Consider the following 17,383-nt stretch of genomic DNA (forward strand, 5'->3'; position numbering starts at 1 on the left):
TTTTTTAACAAAGAAAATCATTTCAGCCCAATCCCCCAACTTTTAGGACTGATCCATGTTTCTTGGATAGTTTACCTGTAGCCAATTTTTTCTTAAGTCTCTCCATTCCTTTTGCTCTGTTGTGGGCATCTTTTGATGCTCTAGATGACGAAAATTGAACAATTAAACGAAGCCCATCTGGTCTTTTTAATTCAGAATATTTCTTGTCTTCAAGCTTTAGACTTAAGATTTTCTTTTTGAGGGTATCCGTTTCATTTTTGATCCTTCCTCCTAATATAAACTCACAGTTCTTTGCTCTTATAAGTTTTATGTTACTGTTCGACATTAGACCTGCATCAGCGATTACAGTTAGCTTTTCGAGCTTATATTTGGCTTTAAATCGTTCGATTACAGGTAACATGGTATGACCTTCAAAACTATTCCCTTGAAAGGCTTCATAATCCAGCGGATAGCCATTTTGGGATACCAAAAGCCCTAATACAATCTGGGGATTACTATGCTTGCCATCCTTGCTAAATCCAGATATCCTGAAGTCATCTTCATCCGCAGCTTCAAAGTACAACGTGGTTACATCATAAAATATCATTCCGAATTGACCGCCAAGTACACCAACTGTATGTGTATAGCTGATCTTCTTTGCATCTTCCATATGTGATTTATGGAACCTGTCCATGAAACGATAAATCTCATTAACAGAGATAGTAATACCCTTGTATTTTTGAAGATAATCTATCGTTTTAAGCTTGCTGACGGGATAAATTAGTCTAGAAATTACCAAATGCCTGAAAAGCTCTTCGGGTATAACATTAAACCCAATTTGGTCAAAAATTCTCCCTAAAACCAGCTCAGGTCCAAGCATCTGAACTTTCTGAATGCTATTGTAAACCGACTGATAAAAAGTATCATCATCTTGATGACCAAAAGCAAGCGTTTGTTGCCCATGAAAACTCATAATAAATTCATCGGCCAATTTTTTGAGTTTTTCGACCTCAAACTCATCAGAAGAACTTCCAATAGTTTTTACAACCTTATAAACTCCTGAACTTTTATCTATAACCTGAACTGACACACTACCAGATCGATTTTTTTTAGCCCTCACAAACATGAAATAAAGCTACAAATAAAAGAACGGGACACCCAAGACACCAAGAAAAAATAGCCTCAGACGTTGGAATCAGATATTATTAATTTAATAGTTAAAAATTGATGAAGTCAGGGGGAGAGTAGGTCGCCGCCTTCATTATTACAGACCCGTAGATCACTCTACGGGTCTTTTTTTTGACCTGTTTTGTAAATGAAACTGCTCAATACCCTTCACTTTTTTAAGAACGCCGCTCTAACCTAAAGGGAATAGATTTGTTGAATAATTTGTGAGCAAAAACAGTTGTTCTTTATAATTTGAGGGCGAATATTTGAGTCATGTTGACTATACAATTCTTGAAAAAGACTTGTAGAAATATTAACCGATTCCGCTGTTCCTGTTGGCTGTGTAAGTTTAAAAAATACAAAAGGAGAAAATACTTTAATAAAAGTCTCCTATCTTCAATTGATCATTAAACGCCCGCTTTATTAATCACCGCCATGGTTTTTCTTAAACCTGTATTGGCAACTTCTTGTAGATCTTGCTTCCAATATTCTGGGTTGTATAGTTCCAAAGACACACATCCTTTATAGCCTGTCGATTTTAAGGTTTTTAATATTTCCGGTAAAGGCAAAATTCCGTCACCGGGATATACGCGGTGCTTATCCCCCAAAGCCCCTATCTCAGGACTAGCTGGGGCATCTGCAAATTGGAAAATGGCAATAAGGTCTCCATTTAAAAATTTAAGCCCTTCAAATCCACCTTCACTGATATGCATGTGAAAAGTATCGGGGATAATCATCGCTTTTGGGTGATTGGCATCTAAGGCTATCCCTGTTGCCTGTCCCAAGGTTTTTAAGGGAAAAAACTTCACGAAAACCAATGCCGGATTAATACCAAACTCATTTAGTCCTATTTCAATAAGTTCTCGGTATTTCTGAGATACGTACTTTTGATCGTAATTTTCTCCCACTGTATTGGGAATGGTTTGGATATGCTGCGATTGGATATCAGCTGCCATCCGCATCCTGTTTCGAGTGTCTTTTAATGATTCTTCAAATGCTACTTGGGTGGGAGGAAATGCATTCCACAAACCTATAACACTTGGTACAAACAAGCCAAGGTCTTTAATTTCCTTGCCCAATTCCTTCAAGTTGCCTCCTTCTTTTTCAAATTCAGCAAGCTCTCTATCCCAAGGCTCTATGGCATCATATCCTGCTGTAGCTGCAATTTGAACCTTCTCTCTTAGAGAAGCAGGCCTAATCGTAACCGTATCCAGGCAAATGGGCCAAGGACTTTGACCCTTTTGGTATCGTGTTTCATTTTGAGGGGTGTGTAAAGGGATTCTTGCAGCTAAAGATGGTGCTGTCCCTGCTGCAACACCGGCCAATGTGCCTAAACCTATAAATTTTCTACGTTTCATTTTCCTGTTTAATAAGATAAACTATGCTCATCAAGGTTTCTAGATGGGCATAGTATTTACAAGAGATAATAATGTGAATACAATTGACTAATTGTTCAAAACCAAAAGACAAGAAGTTTTGGGGCTTACTTGTCTTTTGGTTTATGTCAACTACTTATATAGCAGGTGTCACCTCAAATTTTCTAAACTCTACGGCACCATGGTCTCCTTGGATCATAAATGCACCTGGCTCACCTTCATTGCTGTCAATGGCTCCACCTGTAATGCCTGGAATAATTTGATCGGTAATAATGGCTTTCCCGTTGGCTACAATGCTAACCCTTCTACCAATCAAGGTGATCTCAAATGTTTGCCATTCTCCTGCAGACTTTACAGCCATTTCATTTGGTGTTAGGAAACCATAGACGCCACCAAAAAATATAGAAGAAGGTGCTGTGCCTGGATTGTCTTCGATTTGAACTTCATACCGCCCACGAAGGTAAATGCCACTGTTGCTTCCTTTAGGGTAACGGATTTCGGCAGTTAATTTGAAATCTTCAAATTTTTGGTCTGAAATAAGGTTTGATCCTGCGGCATCAGATGTCAATATTCCATCAATAACTTTCCATTGGTTTTTGGCACCATCAACATGCCAACCATCTACATTTTTACCATTGAATAGTTCAATCGTTTTTCCCCATTTAGGTGCTTTTTCCCTTACCAATGAGGGTGCTCTTACACCAGTAAAGGAGTGTTTTTCACCAGTGCTTTGGGTAATTGTTCCGGATAGTTTTTCGCCCATTAACTTCCCATTAAATACCATGTCTTTATCTGAATTGTCCCATTGAGGAGGGATCGCAAAGCTTACATTTCCATTTTCATAGTTCACCTTTGAAATAGGCCTGGCACTTCCATTGTGTGCTACATAATAACCAACCAAGGTCTTTGTACCAGAAAGTTTCACTTCTAACCAGGATGGTGCTTGTTTGCCGTCCATGTCTACAGTGAGGTCCCAACGCCCGGTCAACTTTTTTTCATCCTGCGCACAGGCCATATTTCCGGTGCTTAGGAAACTGAAAACCAACAATCCGCACAATAATAATTTAGATTTTATCATGTTATTTTTTTTGAAGTTTATTCCACTTAAAATTACTTGATTTTCATCTCCTTTTAAAGCTGTTCATCAATTTATTAGGCAATTCAAACAGTTAACGTGCTCAAAATCTTATGTTATTTTTGAATTGGGAGAAATAGCTTCATAAGGTACCTTAATGTTAAAAGAATTAATGGCCTAAATTTCATTCTAATGTTCATTTGACTATTAAAATTTAATTTAAAATTCATATTATCCTGTGATGGTCCAAAGTAGGGCTCGAAAAGGATATTTTGGATCGAATTCGCTTGTTTGGAAAAGCATAAAAGCACAAAGGATTAATAGACCAAAATTACGCTATCAGCTAGGGATTTCTGCATTATTTGAGAAGTTCACTTCGAGTAGTGAAATTTCTGGTGCTGCTCGTTGCTGTATTCGTACATAAAGGTTCGGTTAGTAATTTATTCTACATATTTATTATGATAGGTAATTTGAGTTTATTTTTTATAACAGGTATTATATAATATAAGTTGGAATTGGACCTTTTATATAATCAGGGATTCACCTAATTATGTTTGCAATTTATTTGTAAAGCACGCTATGTGAAAAATGAGCCTTTAAAATTAAATATTATAGGAAAGTATAGAATTTTATCTATTTGTTTAATTTTGAAATTATAATTTATTCAGTTCAGTATATTTTTATTAATAGGATCTGATTCAAAATAAAAAATAAATTATATTGAATTTCAATTAATCATTTTTATGAAAATGAATTGAATAAAAATTATTTTGATAAGTTAATTTTCATATCTTTGAAAACGTATTTCGAACCCCTAAAAACGGAATACACCAACTGTCAATCGGGTTTCCTTGAAACCATAAAGATTCGTCAAGCCCTATATTAATAGGACGGATTTTATATACGGTTGAGTTACTACCAATTAAGCCTGTGAAAATAGATTATGGCGTAATTTAGCAATAGTATTGCGCTTAATGATCTTATAGGGAATTTCGTGACCAAATTAATTCCTTTTAAACTATTTAATGATACCTGCATGAATAAACTACCAATCTTTATTTTATTGTTATTACTATGTGTTGCATGTTCCCCCAACTACCCAGTACTTGTGCCAGAAGCAAAAGTCTTAAAAAAAATGGGAAATGAAGTAATGTTCGTCTTTAATGAACATGAAGGAAAACGCACAGGCTATCAGTGGTTCAGAGTTGATAATCCGGATGAATATAAATTGGATTCCACCTATTACCTCAGTCCTAAAGTTATAAAAGAAGCTTCGGAATAATTATATATAAGATTTTATTCTTAGATAAACTCACTGAAAATGAATAACTTAAAAGTATAATTGGTTTTGGTTCTCCAGGCTTTAAGATGTTAATAATTGCTCTTGTTAAATGATCAGATTCTTCAGATGGTTTAGAAAAGGCAATAGCACACGGCATGCCATCTTTCAACTTAAATTCCGTAGGTCGCCACATAACGTATTGATACTTAAATAATAGTTTATTTCTGTTGTAGGTGCTTCGCTAATCTTTTTATCAGTGTTGATGGGAAATGCTGTCATTGTTCAGCCCTTATCCTTGGATTAAAATAGAAATGTTGGAGGACGTTAACATTGAGAAAACTGAACAATCCAATGTATTGGCCAGAGGAGGAGTAAAAAGGGACGAATTTGAATAGAGAATTAATCCATCTTAAATACAGGTTTAATCTACATCAAGGAGATCAACTGGAAGCAGCTATCGCTGGTAAATTTGATGCCTACAGTAAAATTTATATCGGTTATAAAAAATATAAAATTTCTAATCCGCAAATACTTCCCAGTAAAAATCCCCAGAACAACTCAACTGGCAAATGTCTTCCAAGGTACCACCTTGACCATCCAATAAGTGGACTGCTGCCCCAGATGATTATTGCAAATGTTTGGTTGATTTCCCAAAGGGCAAAACCAGTGTAAATGGCTATGGCAATGTGAAGAGATACCTTTGTTTTAAAGTTTAATATGAAGGCAAATAGCAACAATTGAATCAATATTAAACATCCTATTAGTACGGATGCAGGTTGATCACTCATCCATAATACCAACAAAACCAAGCCTGACAGAATTAAGATGAATAGGTACATGGAAGAACGTTGGCTTCTAATAGAAACATCAAAATTTGAATATAAACCTTTCCGGGTGCGGTATAGATTCCAGCCTATAAGAGGCAAAATCCCTAAGGATACGATTGTGGTCAGGGTCCAGAAGGCTTTTGCCGGATCTTGAATACTGAAAAAGAAATAGATCAAAAAAGTCAGTAGCAAACAAATAGGATGGCCTATCCTGGAAATAATTCTGGCGAAGTTGTGTTTCAAAGCTTAAAGTGAATCAATTAATCTTCTGGTAATTTAAGGCTAAATTTAAGTGATTTAGCTGAAATGGGGTTTTATTATTGATTAGATACCAATTTAAATATTTTTTTCAGCTTCCTTCCCTTTGGCTCTACTTAACAATTTATAATTAAATTTTTAAAGCTGTACCAACCTTGGACAAGGTCAAAATTTCATAGTAGGAGGCTATTTTGGGACTGGTTTTGGTAGCTATTTGACTAGCTAATGGATATTTCAATGCGAAATCTTCCACCCTACCATGAAAAGCTTTAAATTAGCGGTTGCTTAGAATGAAAATGATTAACGCGGCCAAGGCCGATACCAATGGATGTAGCAGTAATAAAGTACAATGCAGGCAATGTCAAATCTGTATTGTATGCCATGGAGCGTTTAGGTGTCAATGCGACCTTAACGGATGACTGGGAAACGATAAAAAAAGCAGATAAGGTAATATTTCCAGGTCAGGGAGAAGCCAGTACTGCAATGAAGTATTTAAAAGAAAGGAAACTTGATCAGTTGATAAAAGAGTTAACCCAACCTTTTTTTGGAATTTGTCTTGGACTACAGTTGCTATGTAAATACACTGAGGAGTACGAAACAGACTGCCTGGGTATTTTCCCGATCAATGTAAAGAAATTCCCCCCTTTAGAGAAGGTGCCCCACATTGGCTGGAACAATCTTGAGAACTTGAAGACGCCACTTTTGGAGGGTTTGGATGCATCTGCCTATGTCTATTATGTACACAGCTATTATGCTGAATTAGACCCAAAATATACAATAGCTACTACGCATTATATTAATGACTTCTCTGCCGTGTTGCATAAAGATAATTTTTATGCCATGCAGGGACATCCTGAAAAAAGCAGTGTGGTAGGTGAAACAATTCTTAACAATTTTCTGAAATTATAATGGAAATCATTCCAGCAATAGATATCATAGGAGGTAATTGTGTACGCCTTACCCAAGGAGATTACAGCCAAAAAAAGGAATACGCGTCTGATCCTACCGAGGTAGCGAAGAGGTTTGAAGACGCAGGCATTAAAAGGCTACATTTAGTAGACTTGGATGGAGCCAAAGCCAAAAAGATTATTAATACGGAGGTGTTAGAGAGAATTTGCCAAGCCACCAGTCTAAAAGTAGATTTCGGAGGAGGAGTGCAATCGGATGAAGACATAGCCTTGGCTTTTAGTTTAGGCGCGAAGCAGGTGACAGGAGGCAGCATAGCCGTGAAGAACCCTGACATGTTTACCGGATGGCTCAAATCTTTCGGTGGAGAGAAACTGATTTTAGGTGCAGATGCCAAAGATAGAAAAATTGCTATTTCGGGTTGGGAAGAAACGACCGAAATGGACTTGATAGATTTCATTAAAGATTACCATGCCAAAGGCGTACAATACGTAATATGTACCGACGTAGCGAAAGATGGATTGCTACAAGGACCATCATTGGAACTTTACAAGGAAATAATGAAGGAGATTCCTGGAGTTAAGCTGATCGCAAGTGGGGGAGTAGCTTCCGTAAAGGATTTGGAAGAACTAGAAGCATCTGGGGTCTATGGTACTATTGTAGGAAAAGCTTATTATGAAGGCAGAATAAGCCTGGAAGAGTTAAGTAGCTTTACACGTAATTAATATGTTGACAAAAAGAATAATACCTTGTCTGGACATAAAGGATGGGCGAACGGTTAAGGGAGTTAATTTTGTAGAGCTGAGGGATGCTGGTGATCCGGTAGAGTTGGGCAAAATATATGCTGATGAAGGGGCTGACGAATTGGTGTTTTTGGACATCACTGCTACAGTAGAGAAACGGAAGACTTTGGTTGAATTGGTTACCAAGGTGGCAAAAACTGTAAACATACCTTTTACTGTAGGTGGTGGGATTTCTACGATTGACGACGTAAAGGCTCTACTGAATGCTGGAGCAGATAAGATAAGTATTAATTCTGCTGCAGTAAGAAATCCTTCCGCAATAAACGAACTCGCAAGAGAGTTTGGGAGTCAATGTATAGTGGTTGCCATTGATACCAAAAATATTGATGGGATTGATTTTGTACATACCCATGGGGGAAGACGACCCACCTTGTTGAAAACTCAGGAATGGGCAGCAGAGGTTGCGGAAAGAGGAGCGGGAGAGATTTTACTTACTTCAATGGACCACGATGGCGTAAAAAATGGTTTCGCAAATGGGATTACCTCTGAACTGTCATCGATACTTCCTATTCCTGTAATCGCTTCAGGAGGGGCAGGAACCATGCAGCATTTTCAAGACGTATTTACTGCTGGAAAAGCAGATGCCGCTTTGGCCGCTAGTATTTTTCACTTCAAAGAAATTCCAATACCTGAGTTAAAAAAATACCTCGACACACAAGGAGTCAATATAAGAATGAAGTCATAAATCTTCATCAATTTTGATTTTACTATAATTACTTGAGCAATAAATTAGCATGGAAAATATAAAGATAGATTTTGAAAAAGTAAATGGTCTGGTGCCAGCCATTATTCAAGATGAGCTTACAAAAGAAGTATTGATGATGGGCTATATGAACCAAGAGGCCATCGATGAATCTGTGAAAAGTGGGAAGGTTACTTTTTTTAGCAGGACCAAAGGCAGGTTGTGGACGAAAGGAGAAACTTCAGGTAATTTTTTAATGATAAAAAATATTGAGGTTGACTGTGACCAGGATACGCTTTTGATCACAGTAAACCCAATAGGCCCAGTTTGTCACACAGGAAATGACACCTGCTTTGCACACGAAAATAAGGGCAAAACCCATTTCATTGATCAATTAAGAAAGGTGATAAAAGAAAGAAAAAACAATCCTTCCGACAAATCCTACACCACCTCTCTATTCAATGCGGGCATCAATAAAGTGGCACAGAAAGTAGGGGAGGAAGCAGTGGAAATTGTGATTGAAGCCAAGGATGATAACAAGGAATTGTTCATGGGCGAGGCAGCAGACTTATTGTATCATTATTTGGTTTTGCTAGAAGCAAAATCGTATGAATTAGATGAGGTAATGGAAGTGTTGATCAATCGCCATCAAAAGTAAATTTTACTAAGATTGTCGTATTTATTTGTTTACGGTACGTTAAGGAAGGGGTTTGGACATCCAATGGCTGAGTTATTGGAGCGCTCTGGCGAACTTTTTACGAGTGGTTCATGCAAGGGGCTTTTGTATGATTTAGGTCCCTATCCTGTATTTATCTATACGTCAGTATTAGAAGAAGAAGTTTTTGGGGATGTCTATTTGCTACACAATGAACAAGAAGTTCTGACGATCCTGGATGAATACGAAGGCGTAGGCGATAAGCTGGAAACAGGAGTAACTTACGAAAGGATAAAATTAGATATTGAATCCGAGGATGGGGTGATATTACCTGCCTGGGTTTACCTGCATTTGGGTACTTTGGATCACCTGACTCCTATTGAGGGAGGAGATTATTTGAATTATATTATAGAGGGTAAGGGGGATCAGTAATCTTGAACTGATTTCCCTTATTTGATATATACTTTTTTAATGTATACCTTTGTAAGGTTGAAGAAATCATTGTCCATATTGATTGCTGCATTTTTTCTTTTTTCCAGTATAGGCCTGGCAAAAAGCAGTCATATCTGTATGGGAGCCGAAATGATGAAAGGGTTTGGTTTATCTGCCAAGCATTTAGATTGTGGCATGGAAAGTCATGGGGAAATTCCATCCTCGGAAAATGATTCAAATGCAAACACAAATCAGTGCTGTCAAAATCAATTTGAACTGATTCAATTAGAGGTTGATCAAAGCCTTACTCATGTAAATGTTGATGCACCGCAAATGATTTTTATTGCGGCATTCACTCAGTCCTTTCTGCTTGCTCAGGTTTTGATACTGGCGCCCGTTAACACTTTCTCTTTTGACCCTCCTCCAATACATTCACAGGACTATACTGTCTTGTATCAAACTTTCCTTATTTAATCCGACTAGATAATTCGGTCAGCGACTGACCTGTTTTTCTGCTGTTTATATAAATGGCTGTCTATTATCTAGTTTTTTCTACATAGGATTAAATCATGCTTAATTCAATTATCAAGTTTTTCCTTGAAAACAGACTTGTTACTGTTCTTCTTATTCTGGTGATAGTAATTTGGGGGATTGTCACTGCACCATTTGGCTGGAAAGTAGGGGCCTTACCGTCTGATCCAGTTCCAGTGGATGCCATTCCAGATATTGGAGAAAACCAACAAATCGTGTTTACGCAATGGCCGGGAAGATCACCACAGGACATAGAAGATCAGATCTCCTATCCTTTGACCACCTATTTATTGGGTATTCCCGGGGTGAAATCAATTAGGAGCTCCTCCATTTTCGGGTTTTCTAGTATCTACATCATTTTCAATGAAGACACAGAGTTTTATTGGTCACGCTCTCGAATTCTGGAAAAACTCAATTCACTTCCAGCCGATCTGCTTCCAAATGAAGTCCAACCTGGTTTAGGGCCTGATGCTACGGCACTTGGTCAAGTATATTGGTATACCATTGAAGGTCGCGACCAAAAAGGGAATCCCACAGGAGGTTGGGACCTTCATGAAATCAGGACAGTCCAGGATTTCTACGTCAAATATGGATTGAATGCTGTGGAAGGGGTTTCCGAAGTCGCTTCCATAGGTGGATTTGTTCAGGAGTATCAAGTAGACGTAAATCCAGATGCATTAAAAGCTTATAATATACCCCTGACCAAAGTAATGCTGGCGGTGAAGCAATCGAACAGAGATGTAGGTGCCAAAACCATTGAAATTAATCAAGCCGAATACTTGGTTCGAGGACTTGGTTATATAAAATCCATAGCCGATATCGAACTTGCGGTAGTCGCAGTGCAAGACAATGTTCCAATTCGCATTAAAGACATCGCGGTGGTTCAATTGGGGCCGGCGACGAGAAGAGGGCTTCTGGATAAAGGAGGAGCAGAAGTAGTAGGTGGCGTGGTAGTGGCCAGGTATGGGTCAAACCCATTGCAAGTCATCAATCAGGTAAAAGATAAAATTAACGAAATAGCTTCTGGATTACCTCGGAAGACTTTGGCAGATGGAAGGGTCAGTCAACTGACCATTGTTCCTTTTTATGATAGGTCTACCTTGATTCAAGAAACTTTGGGCACCCTTGAAGAGGCACTTTCTTTAGAAATTTTAATTACCATTCTTGTCGTTATAGTAATGGTGTACAACTTGAGGGCATCGGTTTTGATTGCCAGTTTGTTGCCAATTTCCATTTTGATGGTTTTTATAGCCATGCGCTATTTTGGTGTCGATGCCAACATCGTGGCACTCTCAGGGATAGCCATTGCCGTAGGAACGATGGTGGATTTAGGGATTATTCTTTCTGAGAACATCATCAAGCATGCAGACGAAGCGCCACCGGGTCAGAAATTAATAACAACTATTTATAATGGGTCCACAGAAGTGGCCGGCGCCATTCTTACCGCTGTTTCAACGACCATCGTCAGTTTTATTCCTGTATTTACCATGCAGGCTGCTGAAGGAAAGCTTTTTGGGCCTTTGGCTTACACCAAGACTTTTGCTTTGATCGCTGCGTTAATCGTTTCATTGCTGATCCTTCCCAGCATTGCGCATACATTTTTTGGCTTTAAAATAAGTAAGCCAAAATACAGAAGAGTTGGCAATGTATTACTCGTTTTGGCAGGTGTAGTTGCTCTTTTTATGGGTTTTATTTGGGCGGGTAGCCTACTCATTTTGCTTGCAGGAATTGGGCTTCTGAGAGAATATGTAACGCAAAGAAAACTCATTATTTCTGAGAGACTCAAACCTATCTATGCTAATCTGGAAATTATTGTAGTTATCGCTGGGGTGTTATGGCTTCTGGCAGGTTACTGGCTGCCTTTGGGTGCTACTGAATCACGCTTAATCAACTATGTTTTTGTTGCCTTATTGGTCAGTCTAATTCTAGGTGCTTTCATTATCTTGGAGTACAATTACAAGAAAGTACTAACCTGGTGCCTTGACCACAAAGCAGCATTCTTAACTGTTCCAGCCTTAATTATCCTATTTGGAACAATGATTTGGATAGGCTTCAGTAACACCCTCAGCCCTATTCGAAAAGTCAGCAATGGGCTGGGGTGGAATATTCAAGATTCCAATGTTTGGTCAGGACTAGCGCATACTTTTCCTGGAATGCAGAAGGAATTTATGCCTTCACTAAACGAAGGAAGCTTTTTGCTGATGCCAACCGCCATGCCACATTCTGGAATCGCATTTAACCGCAAAGTGCTAGGACAATTAGACATGCGCATTAGCAGTATTCCAGAAGTTGACCTTAGTGTAGGAAAGCTTGGAAGGGTTGAATCGGCACTTGATCCAGCTCCAATCTCTATGTATGAGAATGTGATCAATTATAAACCTGAATACCTATTAAATCAAAAAGGGCATCGACAGCGATTCCAAGTTGACAGTGACAACAAGTTTATTTTATCCTCCGGCGATACGCTATCAAATACAGATGCGCTTGCTCAGGAGATTTCAGCTTCTCAGCTTATTGTGGATGAGAATGGAATGTATTTCAGAAATTGGCGGGAGCACATCAATTCTCCGGATGATATCTGGAATGAAATAGTAGCCGTAACTAAAATTCCTGGGATTACTTCTGCGCCAAAATTGCAACCTATAGAAACCCGGCTAGTGATGTTGCAGACGGGTATGCGGGCCCCAATGGGAATAAAGGTGTATGGTCCCGATTTGCAGACCATTGAGGATTTTGGTGTCCAGGTAGAAAAAATACTCAAGCAGGTACCGTCCGTGAAAACCGAAGCAGTATTTGCTGATCGAATTGTAGGCAAACCCTACCTGCACCTTAACATCAACCGAGAGCAAATAGCAAGACATGGGCTGAGTGTTGAGGATGTTCAAACCATCATTGAAACAGCCATTGGTGGGATGAAAATCACGACCACCGTAGAAGGAAGAGAACGCTTCCCCGTTCGTGTTCGCTACCCCAGAGAGCTTCGTGATGATCCAGAGTCATTGGGTAAGCTGTTAATTCCTACTCCTACGGGAGCTCAAATCCAGCTTAGCCAAATCGTAGATTTTGAATATTTAAGAGGGCCCCAGGCAATTAAAAGTGAAGAAACATTTTTGGTAGGTTATGTGCTTTTTGATAAAAGGGAGGGTTTCTCAGAGGTTACTGTCGTAGAGGATGCCCGCAATTTGATTCAAAATAAAATCGATTCCGGTGAACTCGAAGTGCCCGCGGGGATTTCATTCAAATTTTCCGGAAGTTATGAAAATCAAGTGCGTGCAGAAAAAAGGCTGGCGGTCATCGTTCCATTAGTGCTATTGATCATCTTTCTGATTCTCTATTTCCAATTCAGGTCTATTACTACTTCCCTAATGGTCTTTACAGGAATAGCCATGGCATTTAGCGGAGGTTTTATCGCTTTATGGTTCTATGGCCAGATTTGGTTTGGCGATTTTAGTCTTTTTGGGACAAATTTCCGGGACCTTTTTCAAATACATACCATTAATTTAAGTGTTGCCGTCTGGGTGGGTTTCATCGCTTTGTTTGGCATAGCAACGGATGATGGGGTGCTTATGGCAACTTATTTAGATCAGAGTTTTGCAAGAAATAAAACGGACAATCTCTACGGGATTAGGAAGGCAGTCGTGGAAGCAGGACAACGGCGGATTAAGCCAGCAATCATGACTTCGGCAACCACTATTATCGCTTTGCTGCCGATTCTGACCTCTTCAGGAAGAGGATCAGACATTATGATCCCCATGGCGATCCCTGCCTTTGGAGGCATGATAGTAGCAGCCATTACTTATTTTATTGTACCCGTGTTGTATTCCATTCGAGAGGAACGAAAACTTAAAAAAGCTATAAAATGAAATCCTTAGCATTATCTATTACGCTCGTGTTGGTTCTGGCTTTTTCTGCTATAGGACAGACTTTAGAGGACTATTATTTAATTGCTGCCCAAAATAACCCCAGGCTTAAAGCAAAATACAAAGCATTTGAGGCTGCAATGCAAAAAATCCCGCAAGTCAACTCACTTGCTGACCCTAACCTTTCTTTTGGTTATTTTATTTCGCCAGTAGAAACTAGACTTGGCCCCCAACGTATGCGGTTTTCATTGACCCAGATGTTTCCCTGGTTCGGGACCTTGCGCCTCCAGGGAGATGTGGCTACCGTTCTGGCTGAAGTAAAATACCAGGAATTTCTGGATGCCCGAAATAAGCTTTACAGTGAGGTTTCAGCCGTGTATTATCCATTATTAGAAACGAAAGAGCTGATTGAAATTGAGGAAGAAAACCTTCAAATTCTTACAACTTACAAATCCATAGCTACTTCGAAATTTGAAAATGGTAGCGGATCGCTGACTGATGCACTAAGGGTAGACATTATGAGCAGCAGTGCCAAGACCAATCTTGAGGTGCTCAATAAAGAGATTCAATCGGCTAATGCTTGGCTAAATGCATTGCTTGGAAGAGACAATGGTGCACCAATCGAAATTAAAGAAAGGCTGACTATTCCGAGTTTCCCAGTTGAGGTATTAATTGATTCTTTACAGAACAATCCATTATTGGAAAGAATGGAACTGAAAATTAAAGCGAGTGAGCTAAACCATGAACTGGCTATTAAACAAGGCTTGCCAAAACTAGGAGCGGGAGTAGATTTTGTGATAGTAGACAAAAGAAATGACATGGCGATAACAGACAATGGTAAAAATGTCTTAATGCCCATGGTTACCATGAGCATCCCGATTTTTCGGAAAAAATACGAAGGCGGAAAAAAAGAGGCCTTATTACTAACAGAATCCTATCAAGCAGAAAAGAAAGATGTTTCCAATCAGCTTTATGGCTCCTTTTATAGGTTTAAGATAGCAATGGAAATCCAGCTTGATCTTATTTCATCCTATGACCATCAGGTACAAACCATCGAACAAACACTTGAATTAGTGTACGCTTCCTACGCCAATTCAGGACAAGATTTTGAAGAAGTTTTACGCCTTCAGCAACAATTGCTGGAGTACCGAAAAATGAAGATAAAAGCCTCTGTGGCCTACTATGCTGCCGAGGCGGAACTTAATTATTTAACCGCTAAATCTTACTAACATGAAAAGCAAAAATTATCTAAAGTTCTCCGCAATGATGGCTGTTTCATTTGTCATCATGTATGCCGTAATGTTTTTAAATGCAGATGTCTTTGACCATGTAATGTTAAGTACTACCAGGACCTACATGACAATATTGATGGTAGCGCCAATGGCAGTGTCCATGCTCCTCTTTATGTGGGGAATGTATGAGAACAAGAAGGTCAATTTTATGATTCTCGGTACGGCTGTCATTTTATTTATAGCGACCCTTACCATACTCAGAAACCAAACTTTGATCGCTGATGTACAGTGGATGAAAGCAATGATCCCTCATCACTCTTCTGCCATAATGGTTAGTCAAAAGGCTCATCTGAAAGATCCTGAAGCGCAACAATTGGCTAAGGATATCATTGAAGCCCAAAAGAAAGAAATTGCTCAGATGAAGGCAATGATCAAGCGACTAGAGGAGTCAGAGTAAAACCTTATTGAAATTTAATTTTATGGGGATTGCCTAATACATGTAGGAGCAAAGACATACCTAATTAATTATGAAAAATTCAAATAACAATCAATACTTGCTGATTCTTTTCACGCTAATAGCGGGTGTGTTAATAGGCTGGCTGATTAAGCCATCAGAAAGTTCTATTGAGGAACCATCAACCCATGAGCATGAGGCATCCCTTGCTGGGGTTTCTTCCATTTATACCTGTTCTATGCATCCCCAGATTCGTCAAAATCGAGCAGGGGACTGTCCCATTTGTGGGATGGACTTGATTCCATTGGAAAATGAAGGGGTAGAAGCGAACCCAATGTCCATCAAAATGTCTCCCACTGCACTCCAGCTTGCCGGTGTGCAGACGATGACGGTAAGTACTGGCAAAGCAGATAAAAGCATAAGATTGAATGGGAAAATTCAAGTTGATGAACGTTTATTGTTTACACAAGCAAGCCATATTCCAGGGAGAATTGAGCAATTGATGGTGAATTTTACAGGGGAGTATATCGCCAAGGGCCAAACCATCGCCTTGGTATATTCGCCACAACTTGTCACTAGTCAGGAGGAACTTCTTCAGGCCAGTAAATTGAAACATGAACAGCCGGCTCTTTTTGAGGCCGCTGTGACAAAACTCAGAAACTGGAAGGTTTCAGAAGCGCAGATTGAACATATTTTAAGTTCTCAAGAAGTGATTAAGGATTTCCCTATTAAAGCGAATGTTTCTGGTTTTGTGTCTCAAAAATTTGCGAATCTTGGTGATCACCTCCTTAATGGCCAGGCCATTTATGAGGTTTCAAACCTGACCAATGTTTGGGTATTGTTTGATGTCTATGAATCTGAAATTCCTTGGATAAAAACTGGTGATGAAGTAAGCTATACGGTACAATCTATCCCTGGAAAAACATTTACAGGGAAAATAGATTATTTGGATCCTATCATTGATCCGGCCACCAGAGTTGCTTCTGCCAGGATAAGTGTTGCCAATCCAAATTTAAAATTCAAACCTGAAATGTTTGTTTCAGGAATTGTTAAAAGTTCTTTTGTTGGGGCAGAAGAAGCTATTGTAGTGCCAAAGACTGCTGTCCTGTGGACAGGAACTCGGTCGGTAGTATATGTGAAAATAGCTACTGAACAAAATGTATTCTTTCAATTACGTGAGGTGACGCTTGGCCTAGCTTTGGGAGCTGAATACGTTATCGAAACTGGTCTTGAGCCAGGAGAGGAAATCGCAATATATGGAACCTTTAGCATCGATGCGGCAGCACAATTGGCAGGAAAAGCAAGTATGATGAGCCCTGATGGTGGGGTAGCAGTGCCGCGACCTAACCACGGAGAAATGGAACAGAAGACCATAAGTCAAACAGATGGCGCAACAAATCATGGGGTCAGTCAAAGCATTAAGGACGAGCTGATTCCTGTTTTTGAGCATTATTTGAAATTAAAAAATGCACTAACCCAGGACGATTTAAAGCGTTCAATATCACAGTCTAAAGAAATGCTTACCTATCTGTCTAATGTAAATAGGAAAGTCTTTGAAGGGGTCGCCCATATGGAGTGGATGAAATACCAGAAAAGCCTGACAGCTTCCCTTGAAAATATAGCAGGACAAAAATCATTAGAAGAGGTACGCAAATCTTTCCTTTCAATTTCCGATGAAATGATTGGTATGGCTGAGAAATTTCACCCCTTTCCCAAAGCACTATTTGTGCAACATTGTCCAATGGCAGATACCAACAGGGGGGCAGATTGGTTGAGTTTGGAGGAAAAAGTCGTCAATCCCTATTTTGGGAAATCGATGGAAACCTGTGGAGAAGTAACCAAAACGATTGAATAATTAAATATA

16 protein-coding genes are annotated in these 17,383 nt (G+C 39.2%); 13 read left to right on the forward strand and 3 right to left on the reverse strand.

Annotation, left to right across the window (positions count from 1 at the left end; translation table 11 throughout):
• Window positions 1-22 precede the first annotated feature (22 nt).
• The 3 genes from AAC073_RS21155 to AAC073_RS21165 all read right to left on the reverse strand — a co-directional run bounded on the left by AAC073_RS21155 (window position 23) and on the right by AAC073_RS21165 (window position 3,600).
• Complete coding sequence (locus AAC073_RS21155) at window positions 23-1,069, reverse strand: IS1634 family transposase (protein WP_339925812.1); 1,047 nt, start codon at window positions 1,067-1,069, stop codon at window positions 23-25.
• Window positions 1,070-1,553: 484 nt separating this feature from the next.
• On the reverse strand, window positions 1,554-2,504 hold the full coding sequence (locus tag AAC073_RS21160; protein WP_339925813.1) for a sugar phosphate isomerase/epimerase: 951 nt from the start codon (window positions 2,502-2,504) through the stop codon (window positions 1,554-1,556).
• Between the two features lie 154 nt (window positions 2,505-2,658).
• A complete protein-coding gene (locus AAC073_RS21165; RefSeq protein ID WP_339925814.1) occupies window positions 2,659-3,600 on the reverse strand; it encodes a DUF1080 domain-containing protein in 942 nt (313 codons plus the stop codon).
• Between the two features lie 1,033 nt (window positions 3,601-4,633).
• Between AAC073_RS21165 and AAC073_RS21170 the strand changes: the two genes are divergently transcribed.
• The 13 genes from AAC073_RS21170 to AAC073_RS21230 all read left to right on the forward strand — a co-directional run bounded on the left by AAC073_RS21170 (window position 4,634) and on the right by AAC073_RS21230 (window position 17,374).
• Window positions 4,634-4,879: a hypothetical protein gene (locus AAC073_RS21170; RefSeq protein WP_339925815.1), complete on the forward strand. Its 246-nt coding sequence runs from the start codon at window positions 4,634-4,636 to the stop codon at window positions 4,877-4,879.
• A 269-nt stretch (window positions 4,880-5,148) separates the two neighbouring features.
• The gene (locus tag AAC073_RS21175) at window positions 5,149-5,274 is read left to right on the forward strand and encodes a hypothetical protein (RefSeq protein ID WP_339925816.1); all 126 of its coding nucleotides are present in this window, start codon (window positions 5,149-5,151) and stop codon (window positions 5,272-5,274) included.
• Window positions 5,267-5,551 (forward strand): hypothetical protein, encoded by a 285-nt coding sequence (locus AAC073_RS21180; protein ID WP_339925817.1) that lies wholly within the window; start codon window positions 5,267-5,269, stop codon window positions 5,549-5,551. Before AAC073_RS21175 ends, AAC073_RS21180 begins: the two co-directional genes overlap by 8 nt.
• Window positions 5,552-6,288: 737 nt before the next feature.
• Window positions 6,289-6,873: an imidazole glycerol phosphate synthase subunit HisH gene (gene hisH / locus AAC073_RS21185; RefSeq protein ID WP_339925818.1), complete on the forward strand. Its 585-nt coding sequence runs from the start codon at window positions 6,289-6,291 to the stop codon at window positions 6,871-6,873.
• Complete coding sequence (hisA, locus tag AAC073_RS21190) at window positions 6,873-7,595, forward strand: 1-(5-phosphoribosyl)-5-[(5-phosphoribosylamino)methylideneamino]imidazole-4-carboxamide isomerase (RefSeq protein ID WP_339925819.1); 723 nt, start codon at window positions 6,873-6,875, stop codon at window positions 7,593-7,595. Before hisH ends, hisA begins: the two co-directional genes overlap by 1 nt.
• Window position 7,596: 1 nt before the next feature.
• On the forward strand, window positions 7,597-8,358 hold the full coding sequence (hisF, locus tag AAC073_RS21195; RefSeq protein ID WP_339925820.1) for an imidazole glycerol phosphate synthase subunit HisF: 762 nt from the start codon (window positions 7,597-7,599) through the stop codon (window positions 8,356-8,358).
• Window positions 8,359-8,407: 49 nt separating this feature from the next.
• Window positions 8,408-9,013: a bifunctional phosphoribosyl-AMP cyclohydrolase/phosphoribosyl-ATP diphosphatase HisIE gene (hisIE, locus tag AAC073_RS21200; protein WP_339925821.1), complete on the forward strand. Its 606-nt coding sequence runs from the start codon at window positions 8,408-8,410 to the stop codon at window positions 9,011-9,013.
• Between the two features lie 12 nt (window positions 9,014-9,025).
• Complete coding sequence (locus AAC073_RS21205; RefSeq protein ID WP_339925822.1) at window positions 9,026-9,442, forward strand: gamma-glutamylcyclotransferase family protein; 417 nt, start codon at window positions 9,026-9,028, stop codon at window positions 9,440-9,442.
• 39 nt (window positions 9,443-9,481) lie between these two features.
• The gene (locus tag AAC073_RS21210; RefSeq protein WP_339925823.1) at window positions 9,482-9,916 is read left to right on the forward strand and encodes a hypothetical protein; all 435 of its coding nucleotides are present in this window, start codon (window positions 9,482-9,484) and stop codon (window positions 9,914-9,916) included.
• A gap of 95 nt (window positions 9,917-10,011) precedes the next feature.
• Window positions 10,012-13,836: an efflux RND transporter permease subunit gene (locus AAC073_RS21215; protein WP_339925824.1), complete on the forward strand. Its 3,825-nt coding sequence runs from the start codon at window positions 10,012-10,014 to the stop codon at window positions 13,834-13,836.
• Window positions 13,833-15,062, forward strand: coding sequence for a TolC family protein (locus tag AAC073_RS21220; RefSeq protein ID WP_339925825.1), 1,230 nt, complete (start codon window positions 13,833-13,835; stop codon window positions 15,060-15,062). Before AAC073_RS21215 ends, AAC073_RS21220 begins: the two co-directional genes overlap by 4 nt.
• A gap of 1 nt (window position 15,063) precedes the next feature.
• Window positions 15,064-15,522: a DUF305 domain-containing protein gene (locus AAC073_RS21225; RefSeq protein ID WP_339925826.1), complete on the forward strand. Its 459-nt coding sequence runs from the start codon at window positions 15,064-15,066 to the stop codon at window positions 15,520-15,522.
• Window positions 15,523-15,592: 70 nt separating this feature from the next.
• Window positions 15,593-17,374: an efflux RND transporter periplasmic adaptor subunit gene (locus AAC073_RS21230; protein ID WP_339925827.1), complete on the forward strand. Its 1,782-nt coding sequence runs from the start codon at window positions 15,593-15,595 to the stop codon at window positions 17,372-17,374.
• The last annotated feature ends 9 nt before the right edge of the window (window positions 17,375-17,383 follow it).

The organism is uncultured Cyclobacterium sp. (assembly GCF_963977555.1).
Lineage (GTDB): Bacteria > Bacteroidota > Bacteroidia > Cytophagales > Cyclobacteriaceae > Cyclobacterium.